The following is a 19,353-nucleotide window of genomic DNA, read 5'->3' on the forward strand; positions in this document are numbered from 1 at the left end:
AGCCTTTCCTACAGTATTCAGATATTTGCTGAATTGAGGATGTACTGTGAGTCGCTCTTCCCAGGCTGTGACGCTTGATGAGGACAGCTTGTCCACGAAGCCTGTTACCGCCGATACCGCTACTGAATGGATAGAACGTGGATCGCCGCAGTTTATGCGCGTGACGCTGGCGCTGTTCTCTGCCGGTCTTGCCACTTTCGCCCTGCTCTATTGCGTACAACCGATCCTGCCGGTGCTGTCACAGCAGTTTGGCGTGACACCTGCCGAAAGCAGTATTTCGCTATCGCTCTCCACCGGGTTTATGGCGCTGGGCCTGCTGTTCACCGGCCCGCTGTCAGATGCGATTGGACGTAAATCGGTAATGGTGACCGCGCTGATGCTGGCGGCGATTTGTACGCTGATCTCCGCCACCATGAGCAGCTGGCAGGGGATTCTGCTGATGCGCGCGCTGACCGGTCTGTCGCTCAGTGGCGTCGCGGCGGTGGGCATGACTTACCTGAGCGAAGAGATGCATCCGCGGGTCATCGCCTTCTCCATGGGGCTGTACATCAGCGGTAACTCGATTGGCGGCATGAGCGGTCGTTTACTCTCCGGTGTACTGACCGACTTTTTCTCGTGGCGTATTGCCATTGGCGTCATTGGCTGCTGTGCGCTGGCTGGCGCGCTGATGTTCTGGAAAATTCTGCCTGCGTCGCGCCATTTTCGCCCTGCCTCGCTGCGGCCACGCAGTCTGCTGATCAACTTCCGCCTGCACTGGCGCGACAAAGGGTTGCCGCTGCTGTTTGCCGAAGGCTTTCTGCTGATGGGCGCGTTTGTCACGCTGTTTAACTACATCGGCTACCGTCTACTGAGCGCGCCGTGGTCACTGAGCCAGGCGGTGGTCGGGCTGCTGTCCGTGGTATATCTCACCGGTTCGTGGAGCTCGCCAAAAGCCGGCGCGATGACCAGCCGCTTTGGTCGCGGTCCGGTGATGACGGGCGCCACGGCGATCATGCTGGCCGGTCTGCTGCTGACCGCCTTTAATTCGCTGTGGCTGATTCTGCCGGGCATGATGCTGTTCACTGCCGGCTTCTTTGCCGCCCATTCGGTGGCCAGCGGCTGGATTGGACCGCGTGCGCGCCGGGCGAAAGGCCAGGCATCATCACTTTACCTGTTCAGCTACTACGTGGGCTCCAGCGTGGCCGGCACCCTCGGCGGCGTATTCTGGCACCGCTACGGCTGGCCGGGCGTGACCCTGTTTATCAGCGCCCTGCTGGTGCTGGCACTGCTGGTTGGCCTGCGTTTACAGGGCCGCAAACTGTAATACCCTTCATCGTTAGCGCGGGACCTCAGCGTCCCGCCTGCTCCGCTGGATTCGAATAATCAGGCATTCGCGCCGTACCACTTAAAACAAAATAGCAATTCATCGCTATAATTCGTTCTATTCCAATAATACATAGACTTATTTTTTACACAGCAATGAGGTAGTCAGATGGAGCTTTACTATTATGTCGATAAGCATGCCGGTTATAACGACAATCATGTGGTGCATGCGAAGGGCTGTCCGTTCCTGCCATCCGACGGCGGTCGTCGTTTTCTCGGGACTTTTTACACGCCCGGGGCCGCAATCCAGCAGGCGCGTAAATTTTACGCCACTGCGTTGGGCTGCGAACACTGCTGCCCGGTGGGCGTAAAAAAAAGTCCGACCCACAACTTTAGCGTGGCACTAAAGCATATGGCGTGACTCTGATAATCCTGGTCTGAACCGCACCCGTCTACACGGTACCCGCACTCAGCACGGCTAAGCGATTTTTCTATTACAGAAACACCTGACTTAGCCTGTGCTGGTACGGCAGACTCGCGGGCCGGCAGCACGCTGGCGCAGCAGCTCCCCATAACCGCAGGCTATTTACCACGCTCAGCGCGATAAGAAATATTCAGTGATAAAACCCGGGTTAACGGTTTTCATCGGCTGACTAATGCTCCACAATAGCGGAAATTTGTGATCGAGGTCACTTTACCGGGTGCGTTCCTGCCCCCCTCACTCGTCGTTTAGCCGATTTGAATTCAATGCAATCAACAACCGTTTCCCGTAAAACAGCCTGGCTGCGCGTGGTGCTGCTGGCTATCGCTGCTTTTGTCTTCAATACCACCGAATTTGTGCCGGTTGGCCTGCTGTCGGACATCGCCAGCAGCTTTGCAATGAAAACCGCTGATGTCGGTATCATGCTGACCATCTATGCCTGGGTCGTGGCGCTGTTATCGCTGCCGTTAATGCTGCTGACGCGCAACGTCGAGCGCCGCCTGCTGCTGGCCATCCTGTTTATTCTGTTTGTTGCCAGCCACCTGTTATCGGCCGTGGCGTGGGATTTCACGTCGCTGGTGCTGTCGCGCATTGGTATTGCGCTGGCGCATGCGGTGTTCTGGTCGATCACCGCCTCGCTGGCGATTCGCGTTGCGCCGGCCGGCAAGAAAACCCAGGCGTTGAGTATGCTGGCAACGGGCACGGCGCTGGCGATGGTGCTGGGTGTACCGATTGGTCGTATTGTGGGTCAGTATCTGGGCTGGCGCACCACCTTTGGTATGATCGGTCTGTCAGCGCTGGTACTGCTGATTATGCTGGTGCGGATACTGCCGCGCCTGCCGAGTGAGCACACCGGTTCACTCAGCAGCGTGCCGATGCTGTTTCGCCGTCCGGCGCTGGTGGCGATGTACATTCTGGTCACCGTCGTGGTGACCGCGCACTACACCGCTTACAGCTATATTGAGCCGTTTATGCAGGTAGTGGCCAGCGCCGATGAGAACTTCACCACCCTGTTACTGCTGCTGTTCGGCTCAGCCGGCATTCTGGGCAGCATTCTGTTCAGCACGCTGGGCAATAAATTCCCGTCCGCGCTGCTGATCGCCGCCATTGCGCTGATTACCCTGTGTATGGGTCTGCTGGTGTTTGCTGCGGTACGCCCGGCAGCGATTACCGTGCTGTGTATTATCTGGGGCATGGCAATGATGATGATCGGCCTGGCGATGCAGGTGCGCGTGCTATCGCTGGCACCGGACGCCACCGACGTCGCCATGTCGCTGTTTTCCGGTATTTATAACATCGGTATTGGCGCAGGCGCGCTACTCGGTAACCAGGTCAGTCTGCATCTGCAGATGGCAGACGTGGGCAACGTGGGCGCCATCATTGGCCTGGCGGGCCTGTTCTGGTGCATCGCCATTTTCCGCCGCTATCCGCAGCTGCGCTCCAACGGCTAGTGCGTTTGGCAGTTAGCGGCGCCCCTGGCGGCGCCGCTGCTGACATGGCCGGCTAAGGCAGGAAAAACATCGGCTGCAGGGCTTTGCTCACCGGGCTGTTGTCGGGATTTGATGGCATCAGGTCACGCATTGATGCCCACCAGCGCTGACACACCTCAGTTTGCGCTACAGCCTGCCAGCGCGCTTCGGACTCAACCTCGACGCTGGCAAACAGCAGGTTGCGTTCAGCATCCAGCCAGATCGCGTAGTTGTGCGCGCCATGCGCTTTCAGCGTCCGTTCCAGCTCTGGCCAGATCGGCGTGTGACGGCGCTGATACTCTGCATGGCAGTGCGCATAGACCTGCATGACGAACGCTTTACGCAACATCACTGCGCTCCGCCTGCAGCGCCGCCGGCCACGGCTTCACGTTAAAGCGCTCGCCCAGCGCAATCAGCTGTTCGGTGGTGATGCTCTGACGAATGCCGCCCATCGACAGCGCCATGACCACCACCTGCGATGACTTCTCAGCGGTATCAATCAGACCAAAGGTTTCGTCGAGCGTCGGTCCGGCGCCAAAGATTCCGTGGAAAGGCCACATCACCAGGCTATGACTGGCCATCGCTTCTGCCGTCGCCTGACCAATGCCATCGGTACCCGGTACCATCCAGGGCAAAATGCCGACGCCATCGGGGAACACCACCAGGCACTCGGTGCTGCCCTCCCACAGCAGGCGGGTAAAGCGCGCCGCATCCAGATCCACCACATAGCTGAGCGCCATGAAGTGGGTGGCGTGACAGTGCATAATCACCCGGTCCGCGCCGTGGCTCAGTGCCTTGCGTACGCTGTGTGACTGAAAGTGCGCCGCCAGCTCGGACGTTGGCAGCCCTCCGTTGCTGAGCCCCCAGTGAATTTTGTAAGACAGCCCTTTGTCATCCACCTGCAGCAGCACCAGACTGTCTGCCGGATCGAGCTGCACGTTGCGAAAGAACTTCCCGGAGCCGGTCACCAGGAACCAGTCGTTGGCCAGCGCGGGCGCCGGCTTGCTCAGTTCAATACAGCGCGGTGCCGGATAAAAATCGCTGGCATACGCGCTGACCTCTTCCGGCAACAGACGCAGACTGACGTTGCCGCCGTTACGCTCATCCCAGCCTTTCAGCCACATGTCACTGGTGGCTTTAACCATGTCGCGCACAAACCACGCGGAGAGAATTGTTTGCATGAGTCGATTCCTTAACGTTGACGCAGCACGTGTTGTTCGTAGTGACGGACTTCGCTTAGCCAGCTGGCATCGGCTGGCACATCGTGGCGCAGGCACCACGCTTCCCATACCGCCTGCCACGGCAGCGACTTCTGCTCTTCAAGCAGCGCCAGACGGGCGGTGAAATCCCCTTCACGCTCCCGCTGACGCAGCTGTTCGCCCGGCTCCAGCAGCGCCCGCAACAGGGCTTTTTGGGTATTGCGCGTGCCGATCACCCAGGCGGCAATGCGGTTGATCGAGGCATCGAAGAAGTCGAGACCGATGTGCACCCTGTCGAACAACTTTTGTCGGGCGATCTCACTGGCAATCGCCTGGGTTTCATCATCCAGCAGCACCACGTGATCGCTGTCCCAGCGGACCGGACGGCTGACGTGTAACAGCAGGCGCGGCACAAACAGCATGGCGCTGGAGATTTTGTCGGAGATCACTTCGGTAGGATGGAAGTGGCCGGCATCCAGCGTCAGCGCGGTCTGGCGGCTGGTGGCGTAACCGAGGCAGAACTCACTGGAACCCACGGTGTAACTCTCCGCGCCAATGCCAAACAGTTTGCTTTCCACCGCATCAATGTGGTGCTGCGGATTCAGCGGTTCACGGATGATCTCATCCAGCGCACTGGCGAGACGCTGGCGCGGCGCGAGGCGATCGACGGTGAGATCTTTCATGCCGTCCGGCACCCAGATATTCATGACTGACGGCGTGCCCAGCTGCTCGCCAAACCAGGCGGAGATACGGCGGCTGGCGGTGCAGTGGTCGATCCAGAACTGGCGAATGCCCGGATCGGCATGCGACAGCGTAAACCCGTCTGCGCTGAGCGCATGAGAAAAGCAGGTTGGGTTAAAATCCAGCCCCAGCTTTTTGCTTTTCGCCCACTCCAGCCAGTTGCTGAAGTGCTGCGGCTCAATCGCATCTCGTTCTACCGGGCGGTCGCTCTCAAGGTAGATGGCATGCAGGTTGAGGCGTTTCGCACCGGGGATCAGCGACATCGCTTTGTCGAGATCGGCACGCAGTTCAACCGCGTTGCGCGCCCGCCCCGGATAGTTGCCGGTCGCCTGAATGCCGCCGGTGAGCGCCCCCTGCGGATTCTCAAACCCACGTACATCGTCGCCCTGCCAGCAGTGCATCGACACCGGAATGGTATCCAGTTGTGCCATCACCTGTTCCACATCCACCCCGATGGCGGCGTAGCGTTGTCTGGCCAGTTCAAAGGCCTGTTCAATCAGCTTTGTCATATGCAAGTTCCTTAGCAGGTAGGCTCAGCGCCGCAAAGCGAGCCTGATGGGCCGCAAAGACGCTGTGATTCAGCGGGATAAATTTTTCTAACGGGAAATTGTGGCGAATGCAGCGGCGTAAATCGGCCACGTCGCGCAACTCACCCAGCGCGATCAGCTGGCAGCCGATGTTGCCCAGCGTCGAGGCTTCCACCGGGCCGGCAAACACCGGCAGCTGGCAGGCATCGGCGCACAGCTGGTTAAGCAGCGGATTCTGGCAGCCACCACCGACGATATGTAACTGACGCAGCGCAGTGCCGCGCAGGTGGCTAAGCTCCTGCAGCGTCTGCGAATAGAGCAGCGCCAGGCTGTCAAAGATGGTGCGCGCCAGTGCCGCCGGGCTGTGCGGCACGGGCATCGCCTGTTCGGCGCAGGCGTTCTGGATCTCCTGCACCATACTGGCCGGATTAATGAAACGGTGATGATTAGGGTGAATCAGGGCGCGGCAGGCCGGTTCCCGCGCGGCGTCGGCAATCAGCGCAGTGAGATCGCTGATGTGCAGTTCGCTGCACACCCGCTGCAACAGCCACAGGCCCATGATGTTTTTCAGCACCCGATAGCCTTCCGCACCGCCCTCATTGGTCAGATTAGCCTGCAGCGCCGCCTCGCTGACGCAGGGCTGCAGGCTTTCGATGCCGATCAGCGACCAGGTGCCGGAGCTGAGATAGGCAGCATCGTCCTGCTCCAGCGGCGTGGCCAGCACCGCGCTGGCGGTATCATGGGTGGCGACGGCGATCACCGGAATGCGCTGGCCGCTTGCGTTACGCCAGTAACCGACGGTATTGCCCGGCGCACGCGGCGTGCCGAACCAGCTGGCGTCGGCGCCCGCCCAGGCCAGCAGCTCGCGATCCCATTCGCCGCTGTGAATGTTGAGCAGTTGGGTGGTGGTGGCGTTGGTGTATTCCCAGTTGAGTTCACCGGTCAGGCGATAGTGCAGATAATCCGGAATCATCAGCGCGTGCTTTACCTGCACCTGCCAGTCCGGCTGCTGCAGATGCAGTGCGCGCAGCTGATACAGCGTGTTGAACGGCAGAAACTGAATGCCGGTGCGCTGATAGAGCGCCGGTTTCCCGAGTTCACGCATCGCCTGGGCCATCAGGCCGTCGGTGCGTTTATCACGGTAGCTGACCGCTTCGCCTACCCGCTCGCCGTGCGCGTCCAGCAACACCAGATCCACGCCCCAGGTATCAATACCAAGGCTGTCCGGCACAATGCCCTCCTCATCCAGCTGCTGCAGTCCGGCGCGGATCTCCTGCTCCAGCCGGTCCAAATCCCAGCAGTCATAATCGCCGCGCTGCACGCGCGGGTTGGCGAAACGCCGCACTTCGCGCAGGCTGAGCTGCTGACGGTCAGCCTGCCAGCTGGCCAGCATGACGCGGCCACTGGATGCGCCTAAATCGATGGCAACAGTATTACGCAGACTCATGGCGAGTACTCCCTGTGAAGACATGGCGACAGAGTAGAAATCCTGCGCCGCAGACACCTTCCCGCGAGTGCCAGCGGGTCATCACCGCTGGCAGGTTTGCAAAGGTGTTCGTGAGAGAGCTCACAGAACCGCATAACGGCAGAGTTGTGAGCCTTGCCGCAATTCCATCAATCACTTAGGCGATCTTGAATAATTGGCGATTTTCCTGCGCTGCCCGGTGCAAAATTCAAGGTAAGGTGGCAGGTGGCTGCGTAGACTCGGTTACGGTTTTGTTAACTGAGGGCGCATGATGACGGTATTACACAGTGCTGATTTCTTTCCGGCCGGCGATTACACGATAGCCATTGAGCCACGTGTGCCGCAGTCGGCGTTTCCGGAGCATCACCATGATTTTCACGAAATTGTGCTGGTGGAACAGGGCTCGGGCATCCACGTATTTAATGGTCAGCCGCAGGCGCTCAGCGCCGGCTGCGTCTGTTTTGTGCGCGATCACGATCGCCATCTGTACGAGCAAACCGACAATCTGTGCCTGACGAATGTGTTGTATCGCAGTCCGGCGGCGTTCCGCTTTCTGTCCGGCCTGCACGCGCTGCTGCCGCGCGAACAGGACGGCCAGTATGTTTCACACTGGCGGATCAACCATAAAGTGATGGCGCAGGCGCTGCAGCTGGTGACGCAGATGAAGCAGCCGGCCAGCTGGTCGCTGGAACGTCAGGCGCAGCAGGAACAGCACTTTTTGCAGCTGCTGGTGCTGCTGCGCGAGGCGGCGCACAACGATCAGGCGCAGGACCAGGATGCCCGCCTGCACCGCTTGCTGGACTGGCTGAATGCGCACTACAGTGAGGAGATTGCGTGGGAAGCGCTGGCCGATCGCTTCTGTTTGTCGCTGCGTACCCTGCATCGCCAAATGAAGCAGCAGACCGGCAGCACGCCGCAGCGCTATCTCAATCGGCTGCGTTTATTGCAGGCGCGGCACCTGTTGCGCCACAGCGAGATGCGCATCACGGACATCGCCTATCAGTGTGGGTTTGGTGACAGTAATCACTTCTCCACCCTGTTCCGGCGGGAATTTGGCTGCGCGCCGCGCATGGCGCGCCAGCAGATGGGGTAACCGGAGGGCTGACATGCCGCTGTTACTGACGCGCGAGGATTACTTCCCGGCCAGCAATTTGCCCATAGCAGTGGCAGAACGCATGCCGCAGCCCTCTTTCCCACCGCACCGGCATGAGTTCAGCGAGATTGTGATTGTCTGGCGCGGTAATGGCCTGCATATCCTCAACGATCGGCCGTGGCTGATCACCTGCGGCGATGTGTTTTACATTCGTGACAGTGATTGCCACAGCTTTGATAGCGTCAACGATCTGGCGCTCGACAATATTCTCTACTGCCGCGATCGCTTCAGCCTGGCGCTCGACTGGCAGCAGCTGCTGCCGCCACAGGATGAAGAGACACCCGCCAGCTGGCGTCTGACCACGCGCGGCATGGCGCTGGCGCGCGGCGTCATCAGCCAGCTGGAGCGCGAAAGTCGCAAAAGTGATTCGCTATCGATTCAGCTGTCGGAAGCACTGTTTTTGCAGCTGGCACTGATATTGCGCCGTCACGGCTACGCCGCCGATCGCCCGTGGGTGCTGCCGGAGGGCGAACAGCTCGATCTGCTGATGTCGGCGCTGCTCGGCGATATCAGCCGCCCCTTCGATCTGCCCCATTTCTGCCAGCAAAATCAGCTCAGCGAACGGTCGCTGAAACAGCTGTTCCGTCAGCAAACCGGCATGACCATCGGCCACTACCTGCGTCAGCTGCAGCTGTGTCAGGCAAAATATCTGTTGCGCACGCAGGCATGTCTGATTAGCGAAGTGGCGGCGCGCTGCGGGTTTGATGACAGCAACTACTTTTCCGTGGTGTTTACGCGCGAAACCGGATTAACGCCCAGCGCGTGGCGTCAGCGTTTTTTGTCGCCGCGCGAACCGATGGCAGACAAAGAAAAAGCCTGACGCGCGCAGAGACGCGTCAGGCGGTGTGATGTTAAGCGCGGTCAGGCGGCCATACCGAGACCGACAATGTTTGCCGCGATAATGATCACCACGCAGCCAATCGACAACACGCTCACCGGTCGACGCCCCACCGATTTCCACTCCTTCAGCACCAGTCCCACCAGGCCGCCGCACAGCACATACAGGCTCATGTGCAGCATCCAGCTTACGAAGTCGTACTGCGGAGGAATTTTTGCGTGGCCCCAGGCATAAAAGAAGAACTGCAGATACCACATGGTTCCCCCCAGCACGGCGAAAGCAATGTTGGCGATCAGCAGCGGTTTTGCTACGGAAAAGTCACGGCGCAGCGAAAGCTCCGGCTTTACCGCCAGGCGGATAAAGCAGTACGCGAGGTTGATCAGCGCGCCACCGCCCATGATCACCACGTAGCTCGGCAATGCCACATACAGCGGATTGATGCCCAGACTGGCAGCGACTTCATGCATCGGCTTTGCCGCATCCATGGCAAATGACATGCCGGCAGAGAAGATGCCGCACAGCACCGCCAGCACCAGGCCTTTCTTCAGGTTGAAATCTTCGGCGTTGATCCCCAGCGCCCGCTCCTTTAGCAGCCCGGCACGCGACACAATCGCCACACCCAGCAGCGCAACCAGTACGCCCAGCAGCGTCATCCGGCCGCCGGCGGAGCTGAACAGTTCAACAAATCGGCCCTGTAACAGCGGCGTCATCAGCGTCCCCACCACCAGCGTAATGCCAATGGCGATACCAATCCCCATCGACATCCCCAGATAGCGCATGGTGAGGCCGTAGTTGATGTTGCCGATGCCCCACATGGCACCAAACAGAAACACCGGCAGCAGCTGCGATAAACTGAAACTGCTGTAGTACGCCCAGAAGTTCGGTAACAGCGCGGCACTGACTGCCCAGGGCAGAATCAGCCACGACATCACGCCGCCGACCGACCACATGGTTTCCCATGACCACTTTTTAACCTGTTTAAACGGAGCATAAAAACAGGCGGCGCTGGCGGCACCCACCAGATGCCAGAAGATACCTGCAAGAATGGCACTGTTCATTGTTATTCCTTCGTAAGGTTGAGGCCAGACGGAAACACCTGCGGTTTCCGATTAGTGGCAGTCTATGGCGCACTGCGTGGACTCAGCCTTTGGATGGTTGCCGTAAAGCCAGGCTGACTGGCAAAATCGGGGGGGTATGCAACATAAGGATCACAAATTCGCATTTGCTGCCGTTATGCCGGATGAGTTCTTTAAGTTGCTTATTATTCGGCATATTTTTGATTTATGTTGTGTTGATCGGCACAGTTTTTCCTCTGTTGCCAGCGCGGCGCTTAACATGGCACTCACACAAAGCTGCGCGAATCACTTCCCCCGACGGAGTTTAATCCGTATAACGTGGGAAAAATCATCGGAACCAGGGATTGAGATGAAGAGCAAACGGTTAACGCTGGTGCTGTCGCAGGCGGTGAGCCGCGTGATGCTGGATGACATCCGCGCCATCGTGCCGCCCGAGGCGCTGAATGTGTTCATTAATGGCTTAGATAGTTGCCACTACGCCACGCTGGACTGCGTGCAGAGCGAAGAGAACTGCGCGCTGCTGGCGTCAGCCATTGTGGTGTGGCGTCAGCTCGGCCATGTGCATCAGATTCAGTATCAGAAAGGCGAACATCTGCGTCAGGTCGATGACGCGACACAATTTCAGCTATTCAGTATGATGAAAACCCACCGCGCGCTAATCCAGCTCGCCTAACGCTCAGGATGCATATGAAAATCGGTCTGCTGTTCCCCATCGCCATTATCGTTGCCGGTGTCAGTTTTCTGGTCTGGTTTATTGCCAGCGGCGCCATGATGCCCGGTTCCTGAAAAGGTCCACTGACGCAGAATGCTGCGTCGGTCGCGTAATTCTTGCCGCTATTGCCAGCGCCCTGCCGGTGCTGGCAGTGATAAAAAGGTCGCCAGCGTTCATCTGCTTCACTCTTCCTTCACATCAGTTTAACAAAACCGAGCGTGGAGCCCCTGCACATGACCCTTCATCATCAACACTACATTAATGGCGCGTTTGTCGAGGCGCATAACGATAGCTGGATTGAAGTGATTAACCCGGCGACGGAGACCCTGCTGTCACGCGTGCCCCAGGGCAGCAAACAGCAGGCGGCGGCAGCCATTGCCGCCGCAGAAGCCGCTCAGCCCGGCTGGGAAGCGTTACCGGCGGTGACGCGCGGCGACTGGCTGCACCGCATCGCCACGGCTATTCGCCAGCGCGAGCCTGAGCTGAGCACCACCCTCGTCGCGGAGGGCGGCAAAACCCAGGCGCTGGCGCAAACCGAAGTGCTGTTTACCGCTGACTATCTCGACTACATGGCGGAATGGGCGCGACGCTACGAAGGGGAAATCGTCAACAGCGATCGCCCAAACGAAAACATCTTTGTGTTTAAGAAAGCGATTGGCGTGACCACCGGCATTCTGCCGTGGAATTTTCCCTTCTTCCTGATTGCGCGCAAAGCGGCACCGGCGCTGATCACCGGCAACACCATCGTGCTGAAGCCGAGTGAGATCACCCCGAACAACGCCGCCCTGTTCGCCGCCATTATCGACGACATCGGCCTGCCGCCCGGGGTAATTAACATCGTTTACGGCTATGGCCCGGAGGTGGGACAGGAACTGGCCGCCAACCCTAAAGTCGGGTTAGTGAGCCTGACCGGCAGCGTCAACGCCGGCATCGCCACCATGGCCGCCGCGGCGCCGAATGTGACAAAAGTGTCGCTGGAGTTGGGCGGTAAAGCGCCGGCAATTGTCATGGACGACGCCGACCTCGATCTGGCGGTCAGGGCTATCGTCAGTTCGCGCATTATTAACAGCGGTCAGGTATGTAACTGCGCCGAGCGCGTGTATGTGCAAGACGGCATTTACGATCGCTTTATCAGCGCCCTGACCGTGGCGATGCAGCAGGTGAAATTTGGCGATCCGGCGCAGCAGGCCGATGTGGATATGGGGCCGCTGATTAGCGCAGCCGCGTGCGACCGCGTCGGGCAAAAGGTCGCCAGCGCCGTCGCGCAGGGCGGCAAGGTGGTGCTGGGGGGCAAACGCGCCGGTGAACGCGGCTTTTATTTTGAACCGACCATCATCACCGGGGTACGTCAGGAGATGGCGATCATGCGTGAGGAGATATTTGGTCCGGTGCTGCCGGTGATGCGCTTTAACACGCTGGATGAAGCCATCGCGCTGGCTAACGACTGCGACTATGGCCTGACCTCATCGCTGTATACCCGCGATCTGAACACCGCGATGATCGCGCTGCGCCGGCTGAAATTCGGTGAAACCTACATTAACCGCGAAAATTTTGAAGCGATGCAGGGGTTCCATGCCGGCTGGCGTAAATCCGGCATCGGCGGTGCCGATGGCCGCCACGGGCTGGAGGAGTATCTGCAAACGCACGTCGCCTATCTGCAGTTTGCCTGATGCGTAAACACCGGTGCGCAGTGCGCGCACCGGTTGCCACTTAGCGTATCCGTTTCTGACTGCGCAGCAGCGCTATCCCGCTAAAGAGCGACATCGCCATCAGGTAGTAGCCCGGCGCCAGACTGGTGCCGGTGGCACTGATCAGCAGCGTGCAAATCAGCGGTGCAAAACCGCCAAACACCGTAACCGCAATGTTATAGCTGATGGCCATGCCGCTGGCGCGCGTACCAATCGGGAACAGATCCGCCATCACCGAGGGTACGGTAGAAAAATAGATCGATTTCAGCAGCGCCATCCAGCACACCAGCACAATCAGCGTGGCCGGCGTGGTGTGATTGACCACCAGCCGAAAGGCTGGGTAAATGGTGACCATCAGCAGTATGAGCGATCCCCACATCAGCGGCAGGCGGCCAATGCGCTCCGCCCACCATCCCATCAGCGGCGTCACTACCGTCAGAATCACCCCGGCCAGCAGTGTGGCGGTAAAGGCCACCGAGCCCGGCAGATGCAGATTTTTGGTTGCGTAGGTCGGTACGTAGTTGAGCATGTAGTTGACCGCCGTGGAGATCACCATCAGGCCAATTGCCAGCAGCATCAGCGCTTTTTGCCGGCCAAACAGCCGTTTCAGCGGGGCCGCTTCCGGCGTCTGTGCGGCAAAGCTGGCGGGCTCGTGCACGTGACGGCGGATATACAGCCCGAGCGGGCCAATCAGCAGGCCGAAGGCAAACGGAATACGCCAGCCCCATGCCTGAATCTGGCCTTCGCTCAGGATCTGCGTCAGACCGAGACCAAACGCCGAGGCCATCAGCGTGCTGGCGCCCTGAGTGGCGAACTGCCAGCTGGCGATAAAGGCTTTGCGCTCAGGAAAATGCTCGACCAGAAACGCCGTAGAGCTGCCAAATTCGCCACCGGCAGAGAAGCCCTGCACCAGGCGCGCCAGCAGGATCAGCAGCGGTGCGAGCAGGCCGATGCTGTCGTAGCCCGGCATAAAAGTAATGATGGCTCCGCCAACCATCATCAGGTTGATGGAGAGCAGCAGCGCTTTTTTACGCCCGTGGCGATCGGCATAATTGCCCAGCACCACCGCGCCCAGCGGGCGAATCAGAAAGGAGACGCCGAAACTGCCAAAGGTCAGCAGCAGTGAGACCGACGCATCGCTGGTGGGAAAGAAGGCGTGGGCGATATAGCTGGCGAAAAAGCCATATACTGCAATGTCGAACCACTCCAGCGCATTACCGATGCAGGTCGCAAACAGCGTTTTGTGCAGGTTTGGCTTCACCCCGCTCAGCGGCGCGCTATGGCTGAGGCTGCTCATGCGCCACCTCCGGCACAGGCGCGGTGTTGCGCCAGCCATTCCGTTCCCTGCTCGCCCAGCTCCCACAGCAGCTGCGTCATGATCTGCAGCCCTTCACGGGCAATCGATTTCAGCATGTGCTCATTCACGCCATGCTGACCGCAGGCGGGATACGAATGTGGCACCCACAGCGTTGGCAGGCCCAGAATCTCCGCGAACACCTCATTTGGCAGCGATCCCCCAAGGTTGGGCAGCAGCGCCGGTTTTTTGCCGCTGGTTGCCGCCATGCTGTTCAGCACCCAGTGCACCAGCGGATCGTCAGGATCGAGACGCGTGGCGGGTGAACCGCGCAAAAATTCAACCTCAACATCATGGAAGCCGTGCTGCGCCAGATGCGCGCTGACATGCTGCCCCAGCCGCTGCCAGTCGGTACCGACCACAAAACGCAGCTGGCACACCGCCGTCGCGCTGCCGGGAATGGCATTCATCGGGCGCGCCGGGTTACCGGTGAGAAACGACAGCACTTCCAGCGTGTTCCAGCCGTACAGGCGTTCGGCAGGCGTCAGGCCTGGCTCGCCCCAGTTGGTGTCAATCGCGGGATCGCCTGGCATGCCCCCCACCTCGATATCGCTGAGAATGGCGCGCACCTGCGGCGTCAGCGAGTCGGGCCGCAGCGCCGCAACCTGAAGCACGCCCTGCGCGTCCACCAGCGTGGCGATGGCGCTGGCCAGCCGGGTGCCGGGATTGCTCAGCAGTCCTCCCCAGTTGCCGGAGTGATAAGCATTGTCACGCGCGTTAATGGTCAGGCGGAAATTTACCGCACCGCGCGAACCGAGGAACAGCGTCGGCCGCACGGCGTTGAGCCGCGGACCGTCGGAGGCAATGAACAGGTCAGCCTGCAACAGTTCCGCCTGCTGCTGACACAGCTGCGCCAGCCCCGGCGAGCTGATCTCTTCGCCCATCTCAAACAGCCATTTGCAGTTAAAGCCGAGACGGCCGCCGCGCGCCTGGTACACCTGCTCCAGCGCCGCAAGATTGACGCAGTGCTGACCTTTGTTGTCGGCGCTGCCGCGCCCGTACCAGCGATCGCCCTCTTCGGTCAGCTGCCACGGCGACAGCCCGCTGCGCCAGTTTTCGTCATCGCCGAATACCACATCACCGTGCCCGTAGCTCAGCAAGGTCGGTAAGGCGGGATCTTCCATGCGCACCGCCACGAGGAATGGCCGGCCGGCAGCGTGCGGGTTATCGATGAGCTGTAGCGTGAAGCCCAGCGCCTGCAGTTGCGGTGCAATCTCCTGCTGCAAATAGTCCTGTAACGCCGCATCGCGATCGTCGCGCTGGCTCTCGGTGCGCCACGCCACGCGGCGCGCCAGGATACGTTGAAATTCCCCGCTGTCGAAATATGCGGTGGCCTGCTGAACCGCCTGTTGTGCTGTCATGTTTGCCCTGCCTGTTATAGGTCTGCTGTTTTTTCATCTTTGCGGAAAGGCAGCTTTGCCACAATTATCAATTTATCGAGTAAGATTTGCCTTTAAAGCAAAGCTGCGTTGCCCGATTTCGAGGCAGGCACAGACGGAGGCCATGGCATGTTAAGCACGGAAATGCGTTATTTTCTCGCGGTAGCCGATTGCGGTTCGCTCAGCGCGGCCAGCGCCCAGCTGTTTGTGGCGGTCTCTGCCATCAGCCGTCAAATTCAGCGGCTGGAGCAGCAGCTGGGCGTGACGCTGTTTGCCCGTCATGCGCGCGGGATGGTGCTGACCGAGGCCGGCGAGATTTTTGCCCATCACGTGCGTAAAAATCTGCTGGATATGGAGTATGCGCTGGCGGAGATCAAAGGGCTGAAGGCGGTGCGGCGCACGCTGATTCGTGTCGCCTGTACCGACGGGCTGGCGTTTACCCTGCTGCCCCGGCTGATTGCCGCCTTTCGCCGCGATCATCCCGGCGTGCTGTTTGACGTCCGGGTGGCAAGCGCTCAGGGCGTGGCTGAACTGCTGCGCAGCGGCGAGTGCGATGTGGCATTGCAATTCAGCCTGCACGCGGAACGTGCGGTTGAGGTGGTGGGCTCATGGCCGGCGCCGGTGCTGCTGGTGATGCATGACAGCCATCCGCTGGCGGGCGTGCCGCAGGTGGCGCTGGCCGATCTCAGCCACTATCCGCTGGCACTACCGCAGCAAAACACCACGGTACGCCAGCTGTTTGAGCTGGCCAGCCACATGAGTGGCCACCTGATTGAACCGGTGCTGACCTGCGACAATTTCTCCACCCTGTTCCATTTTTTACTGCGCACGCCGCTGGCGGTGACCATTTGCAGCAGTTTTACCCTGGAGGAAGCGCAGCAGCAGGGTCTGGTGATGCGCGCGGTCAATATCGATCAGCTAAGCCAGCGTACGCTGCAGCTGCAGACGCAGTCAGGGCGACCCCGCAGCGCCGCCCTGACTCTGTTTCTGACCTTTCTGCAACAGCAGCTCAGCGCGCTGTCCGCTGCGATTAAGGCGTGATATCCACCGGATAGAAGATGTGCTTGCCGAACGGATCCACCTGGTAGCCGCTGACCGATTTACGCACCGGCTCGAAAATCGTTGAGTGCGCAATCATGACCGCCGGCATCTGGTCATGCATCATCTGCTGCGCCTCGCGGTACAGCGCCACGCGCTTGTCGTGATTTTGTTCGGCGCGCGCCTCGGTGATGATTTTCTCAAACGGCGCATAGCACCATTTGGACGAGTTGGAGCCGCCGTTCGCCGAGGTGCAGCTGTACAATGGCCCGAAGAAGTTATCCGGATCGCCGGTGGCGGTGGTCCAGCCCATCAGCGCCGCCTGATGCTCGCCGCCCTTGACGCGCTTCAGGTATTCGCCCCACTCATAGCTGACGATGTTGGCTTTGATGCCCACTTTTGCCCAGTCGGCCTGAATCATCTCAGCCATGCGGCGGGCGTTGGGGTTATACGGCCGCTGGACCGGCATCGCCCACAGCGAAATTTCGGTGCCCGGCTGAATGCCGGCCTGCTGCAGCAGCGCTTTGGCCTGTTGCGGATCGTAGGCGTAATCCTGCAGATCTTTATCAGCACTCCACACATCCGGCGGCAGAATATTTTTCGCCACCGTGCCGGTACCTTTGAAGATGGCATCAATGATCGCCTGCTTATTGATGGCCATCGCCAGCGCCTGGCGCACTTTCACGTTGTCCAGCGGGGCTTTGGTGGTGTTGAACGACAGGAAACCGGTGTTGAGGCCAGATTTCTGTTCCAGCGTGATGTTCGGGTTGTGGCGCATGTTGTCGAGATCGGCCGGATTAGGGAACGGCATTACCTGGCACTCGTTTTTCTCCAGTTTGGCATAGCGCACCGAGGCGTCCGGGGTGATGGAAAACACCAGACGATCGATTTTGGCCTTGCCCTGCCAGTACTGCGGGAAGGCTTTGTAGAGAATGCGGGAATCTTTTTGATACTGCACCAGCTCAAACGGTCCGGTGCCAATCGGCTGCATGTCCACTTTTTCTGGCGTACCGGCTTTCAGCATCTGGTCGGCATATTCCGCCGAGTGAATCGAGGCGAAATACCACGCCAGATCGGCGAGAAACGGCGCTTCGGCATGGGCCAGCGTAATCCGCACTGTCAGATCATCCACCTTATCGATACGGGTGATCAGTTTTGCCAGCTCGAGGCTTTCAAAGTTGGCATAGTTACCGCCCGAAACGGTGTGATACGGGTTTTTCGTATCCAGCTGGCGCATAAACGAGAAGATCACGTCGTCGGCGTTGAGATCGCGCGACGGCGTAAAAAGTTTATTGCTCTGGAACTTAACCCCTTTGCGCAGATGGAAGGTATACACCTTGCCGTCCGGGCTGATCTCCCAGCGCTCCGCCAGGCTGGGCACCAGCTCGGTGGTGCCCGGTTTGAAATCCACCAGGCGGTTAAAAATCGGCACGGCGCTGGCGTCCACGCTGGTACCGGAGGTATAGAGCTGCGGGTTGAAGTTCTCCGGCGAGCCTTCAGAACAGTAAACCAGCGTCTTCGCCGAGACGCCGCCTGCAACCGCTAACCCCAGTGCGCTAAGCGCCAGTTTTCCTATCATCTTTTTCATCGTCTTCTCGCTTTTTATTGACTTCCATGAGCCAGCATCGGTATTTATTTCATAAATAACATGATTTAGCCGTCTGGCGTATCTCCAGTGGCGCAAAGCTAATAAGGAATTGTGATGACAGACCAACTTGCCCGTCAGCTGACCCAGCGTTTTTACCGTTATCTGGCGGTCTCCAGCCAGAGCGATGCCAAATCCAGCACGCTGCCCAGTACGCCGTCGCAACACGCCATGGCGGAACTGCTGGCGCAGGAGCTGCGCGATCTCGGTCTGCAGGATGTGGTGATTGATCAGCATGCCACGGTGACCGCCGTGAAACCAGGCAACCGGCCTGGCGCGCCGCGCGTGGGCTTTATCACCCATATTGATACCGTCGATGTCGGGCTATCGCCGGATATCCATCCGCAAACCCTGCGCTTTGAGGGCGCGGATCTGTGTCTGAATGCGCAGCAGGACATCTGGTTGCGGGTGGCGGAGCATCCGGAAATCCTGCCGTATGTCGGTCAGGAGATTGTGTTCAGCGACGGCACCAGCGTGCTGGGGGCCGACAACAAAGCGGCAGTCAGCGTGGTGATGACGCTGGTAGAAAACCTGCGTGGCGATCACGGTGATGTGGTGGTGGCGTTTGTGCCGGACGAAGAGATCGGCCTGCGCGGCGCCAAGGCGCTGGACCTGGAGACGCGCTTTAACGTCGATTTCGCCTGGACCATCGACTGCTGCGAGCTGGGCGAAGTGGTGTATGAGTGCTTCAACGGCGCCTCCGCTGAAATTACCTTCACCGGCGTGCCGGCGCATCCCATGTCGGGCAAAGGCGTGCTGGTGAATCCGCTGCTGATGGCGCACGACTTCATCGCCCGCTTCGACCGGCTTGCCACGCCTGAGCATACCGCCGGGCGCGAAGGCTATATCTGGTTCAATGATATGCAGGCCAATGCCAGCCAGGCGGTATTGAAAGCGTCGATTCGCGATTTCGATTTAAAAGGTTTTGATGCGAAGAAGCAGCAGCTGGTGGAAGTCGCCGATCAGATCGCCGCGCACTATCCCACTGGTCACGTCGCGCTGAAGATCAATGATATCTATAGCAACATCAGTAACGCGATTGGTGAGGACCGGCGGGCAATCGATCTGATTTTTGCTGCGCTGCAGCAGGTGGGCGTGGAACCTAAAGTGATTCCGATGCGCGGCGGCACCGATGGGTCTGCGCTGTCGGCCAAAGGGTTACTGACGCCGAATTTCTTCACCGGCGCGCACAATTTCCATTCGCGCTTTGAATTCCTGCCGATCCCGTCATTTGTGAAGTCGTATCAGGTGGCGGAAGCACTCTGTTATCTGGCAGCCCGATAAGC

18 protein-coding genes are annotated in these 19,353 nt (G+C 59.4%); 10 read left to right on the forward strand and 8 right to left on the reverse strand.

The window, feature by feature from the left end:
- Positions 1-46: 46 nt before the first annotated feature.
- The 3 genes from ABVR31_RS09855 to ABVR31_RS09865 all read left to right on the forward strand — a co-directional run bounded on the left by ABVR31_RS09855 (position 47) and on the right by ABVR31_RS09865 (position 3,234).
- Entirely contained in the window at positions 47-1,303 is a 1,257-nt protein-coding gene (locus tag ABVR31_RS09855; protein ID WP_315657456.1) for an MFS transporter, read from the forward strand.
- Between the two features lie 168 nt (positions 1,304-1,471).
- A complete protein-coding gene (locus ABVR31_RS09860; RefSeq protein WP_288422631.1) occupies positions 1,472-1,723 on the forward strand; it encodes a hypothetical protein in 252 nt (83 codons plus the stop codon).
- A 326-nt stretch (positions 1,724-2,049) separates the two neighbouring features.
- Positions 2,050-3,234: a sugar transporter gene (locus ABVR31_RS09865; protein WP_031279126.1), complete on the forward strand. Its 1,185-nt coding sequence runs from the start codon at positions 2,050-2,052 to the stop codon at positions 3,232-3,234.
- Between the two features lie 52 nt (positions 3,235-3,286).
- On the opposite strand, the gene rhaM is transcribed toward ABVR31_RS09865, so the two are convergent.
- The 4 genes from rhaM to rhaB are packed head-to-tail and all read right to left on the reverse strand — an operon-like array spanning position 3,287 to position 7,166.
- Positions 3,287-3,601, reverse strand: coding sequence for an L-rhamnose mutarotase (gene rhaM / locus ABVR31_RS09870; protein WP_058769776.1), 315 nt, complete (start codon positions 3,599-3,601; stop codon positions 3,287-3,289).
- Positions 3,591-4,433 (reverse strand): rhamnulose-1-phosphate aldolase, encoded by an 843-nt coding sequence (gene rhaD / locus ABVR31_RS09875; protein WP_088515799.1) that lies wholly within the window; start codon positions 4,431-4,433, stop codon positions 3,591-3,593. The genes rhaM and rhaD overlap by 11 nt, the downstream gene beginning before the upstream one ends.
- 11 nt (positions 4,434-4,444) lie before the next feature.
- Positions 4,445-5,701 (reverse strand): L-rhamnose isomerase, encoded by a 1,257-nt coding sequence (locus ABVR31_RS09880; RefSeq protein ID WP_211724456.1) that lies wholly within the window; start codon positions 5,699-5,701, stop codon positions 4,445-4,447.
- Positions 5,685-7,166, reverse strand: a complete 1,482-nt coding sequence (gene rhaB / locus ABVR31_RS09885) for a rhamnulokinase (RefSeq protein ID WP_315657446.1) — start codon at positions 7,164-7,166, stop codon at positions 5,685-5,687. Before rhaB ends, ABVR31_RS09880 begins: the two co-directional genes overlap by 17 nt.
- A gap of 289 nt (positions 7,167-7,455) precedes the next feature.
- On the opposite strand from rhaB, the gene rhaS reads away from it, so the two are divergent.
- Both rhaS and rhaR read left to right on the forward strand, forming a co-directional pair.
- Positions 7,456-8,277, forward strand: a complete 822-nt coding sequence (gene rhaS, locus ABVR31_RS09890; protein WP_315657763.1) for an HTH-type transcriptional activator RhaS — start codon at positions 7,456-7,458, stop codon at positions 8,275-8,277.
- A gap of 13 nt (positions 8,278-8,290) precedes the next feature.
- Complete coding sequence (gene rhaR / locus ABVR31_RS09895) at positions 8,291-9,157, forward strand: HTH-type transcriptional activator RhaR (protein WP_058758520.1); 867 nt, start codon at positions 8,291-8,293, stop codon at positions 9,155-9,157.
- Positions 9,158-9,198: 41 nt separating this feature from the next.
- On the opposite strand, the gene rhaT is transcribed toward rhaR, so the two are convergent.
- Positions 9,199-10,233 (reverse strand): L-rhamnose/proton symporter RhaT, encoded by a 1,035-nt coding sequence (gene rhaT, locus ABVR31_RS09900; protein ID WP_215800121.1) that lies wholly within the window; start codon positions 10,231-10,233, stop codon positions 9,199-9,201.
- Between the two features lie 367 nt (positions 10,234-10,600).
- Here rhaT and ABVR31_RS09905 point away from each other — a divergent pair, with 367 nt between their 5' ends.
- The 3 genes from ABVR31_RS09905 (at position 10,601) to aldA (ending at position 12,633) form a co-directional block, all read left to right on the forward strand.
- Positions 10,601-10,924 carry a hypothetical protein gene (locus ABVR31_RS09905; protein ID WP_058769772.1) on the forward strand — a complete coding sequence of 108 codons (324 nt, stop codon included), beginning with the start codon at positions 10,601-10,603 and terminating at the stop codon, positions 10,922-10,924.
- A gap of 14 nt (positions 10,925-10,938) precedes the next feature.
- Positions 10,939-11,037, forward strand: a complete 99-nt coding sequence (locus ABVR31_RS09910; protein ID WP_021313714.1) for a YoaK family small membrane protein — start codon at positions 10,939-10,941, stop codon at positions 11,035-11,037.
- A 159-nt stretch (positions 11,038-11,196) separates the two neighbouring features.
- The gene (aldA, locus tag ABVR31_RS09915; protein ID WP_371221043.1) at positions 11,197-12,633 is read left to right on the forward strand and encodes an aldehyde dehydrogenase; all 1,437 of its coding nucleotides are present in this window, start codon (positions 11,197-11,199) and stop codon (positions 12,631-12,633) included.
- A 40-nt stretch (positions 12,634-12,673) separates the two neighbouring features.
- On the opposite strand, the gene ABVR31_RS09920 is transcribed toward aldA, so the two are convergent.
- The gene (locus tag ABVR31_RS09920) at positions 12,674-13,948 is read right to left on the reverse strand and encodes an MFS transporter (protein ID WP_372772604.1); all 1,275 of its coding nucleotides are present in this window, start codon (positions 13,946-13,948) and stop codon (positions 12,674-12,676) included.
- Entirely contained in the window at positions 13,945-15,366 is a 1,422-nt protein-coding gene (locus ABVR31_RS09925) for a M20 family metallopeptidase (RefSeq protein ID WP_288422625.1), read from the reverse strand. Before ABVR31_RS09925 ends, ABVR31_RS09920 begins: the two co-directional genes overlap by 4 nt.
- A gap of 147 nt (positions 15,367-15,513) precedes the next feature.
- Between ABVR31_RS09925 and ABVR31_RS09930 the strand changes: the two genes are divergently transcribed.
- Positions 15,514-16,425: a LysR family transcriptional regulator gene (locus ABVR31_RS09930; protein ID WP_058774705.1), complete on the forward strand. Its 912-nt coding sequence runs from the start codon at positions 15,514-15,516 to the stop codon at positions 16,423-16,425.
- Here the strand turns inward: ABVR31_RS09930 and ABVR31_RS09935 are convergent.
- Positions 16,415-18,010 (reverse strand): ABC transporter substrate-binding protein, encoded by a 1,596-nt coding sequence (locus tag ABVR31_RS09935; RefSeq protein ID WP_058758514.1) that lies wholly within the window; start codon positions 18,008-18,010, stop codon positions 16,415-16,417. The genes ABVR31_RS09930 and ABVR31_RS09935 overlap by 11 nt on opposite strands.
- A 114-nt stretch (positions 18,011-18,124) precedes the next feature.
- Here ABVR31_RS09935 and pepT point away from each other — a divergent pair, with 114 nt between their 5' ends.
- Positions 18,125-19,351 carry a peptidase T gene (pepT, locus tag ABVR31_RS09940; protein WP_372772607.1) on the forward strand — a complete coding sequence of 409 codons (1,227 nt, stop codon included), beginning with the start codon at positions 18,125-18,127 and terminating at the stop codon, positions 19,349-19,351.
- Positions 19,352-19,353 lie beyond the last annotated feature (2 nt).

It is taken from the genome of Pantoea sp. WEP, assembly GCF_041678305.1.
GTDB classification, from domain to species: Bacteria; Pseudomonadota; Gammaproteobacteria; order Enterobacterales; family Enterobacteriaceae; genus Pantoea; species Pantoea dispersa.

Excerpts from the sequence above, each read along its gene's own strand:
- ABVR31_RS09860 (WP_288422631.1), top strand. The coding sequence starts at position 1,472 with ATGGAGCTTTACTATTATGTCGATAAGCATGCCGGTTATAACGACAAT.
- ABVR31_RS09865 (WP_031279126.1), top strand. The coding sequence starts at position 2,050 with ATGCAATCAACAACCGTTTCCCGTAAAACAGCCTGGCTGCGCGTGGTG.
- rhaM (WP_058769776.1), bottom strand. The coding sequence starts at position 3,601 with ATGTTGCGTAAAGCGTTCGTCATGCAGGTCTATGCGCACTGCCATGCA.
- rhaD (WP_088515799.1), bottom strand. The coding sequence starts at position 4,433 with ATGCAAACAATTCTCTCCGCGTGGTTTGTGCGCGACATGGTTAAAGCC.
- ABVR31_RS09880 (WP_211724456.1), bottom strand. The coding sequence starts at position 5,701 with ATGACAAAGCTGATTGAACAGGCCTTTGAACTGGCCAGACAACGCTAC.
- rhaB (WP_315657446.1), bottom strand. The coding sequence starts at position 7,166 with ATGAGTCTGCGTAATACTGTTGCCATCGATTTAGGCGCATCCAGTGGC.
- rhaS (WP_315657763.1), top strand. The coding sequence starts at position 7,456 with ATGACGGTATTACACAGTGCTGATTTCTTTCCGGCCGGCGATTACACG.
- rhaR (WP_058758520.1), top strand. The coding sequence starts at position 8,291 with ATGCCGCTGTTACTGACGCGCGAGGATTACTTCCCGGCCAGCAATTTG.
- rhaT (WP_215800121.1), bottom strand. The coding sequence starts at position 10,233 with ATGAACAGTGCCATTCTTGCAGGTATCTTCTGGCATCTGGTGGGTGCC.
- ABVR31_RS09905 (WP_058769772.1), top strand. The coding sequence starts at position 10,601 with ATGAAGAGCAAACGGTTAACGCTGGTGCTGTCGCAGGCGGTGAGCCGC.
- ABVR31_RS09910 (WP_021313714.1), top strand. The coding sequence starts at position 10,939 with ATGAAAATCGGTCTGCTGTTCCCCATCGCCATTATCGTTGCCGGTGTC.
- aldA (WP_371221043.1), top strand. The coding sequence starts at position 11,197 with ATGACCCTTCATCATCAACACTACATTAATGGCGCGTTTGTCGAGGCG.
- ABVR31_RS09920 (WP_372772604.1), bottom strand. The coding sequence starts at position 13,948 with ATGAGCAGCCTCAGCCATAGCGCGCCGCTGAGCGGGGTGAAGCCAAAC.
- ABVR31_RS09925 (WP_288422625.1), bottom strand. The coding sequence starts at position 15,366 with ATGACAGCACAACAGGCGGTTCAGCAGGCCACCGCATATTTCGACAGC.
- ABVR31_RS09930 (WP_058774705.1), top strand. The coding sequence starts at position 15,514 with ATGTTAAGCACGGAAATGCGTTATTTTCTCGCGGTAGCCGATTGCGGT.
- ABVR31_RS09935 (WP_058758514.1), bottom strand. The coding sequence starts at position 18,010 with ATGAAAAAGATGATAGGAAAACTGGCGCTTAGCGCACTGGGGTTAGCG.
- pepT (WP_372772607.1), top strand. The coding sequence starts at position 18,125 with ATGACAGACCAACTTGCCCGTCAGCTGACCCAGCGTTTTTACCGTTAT.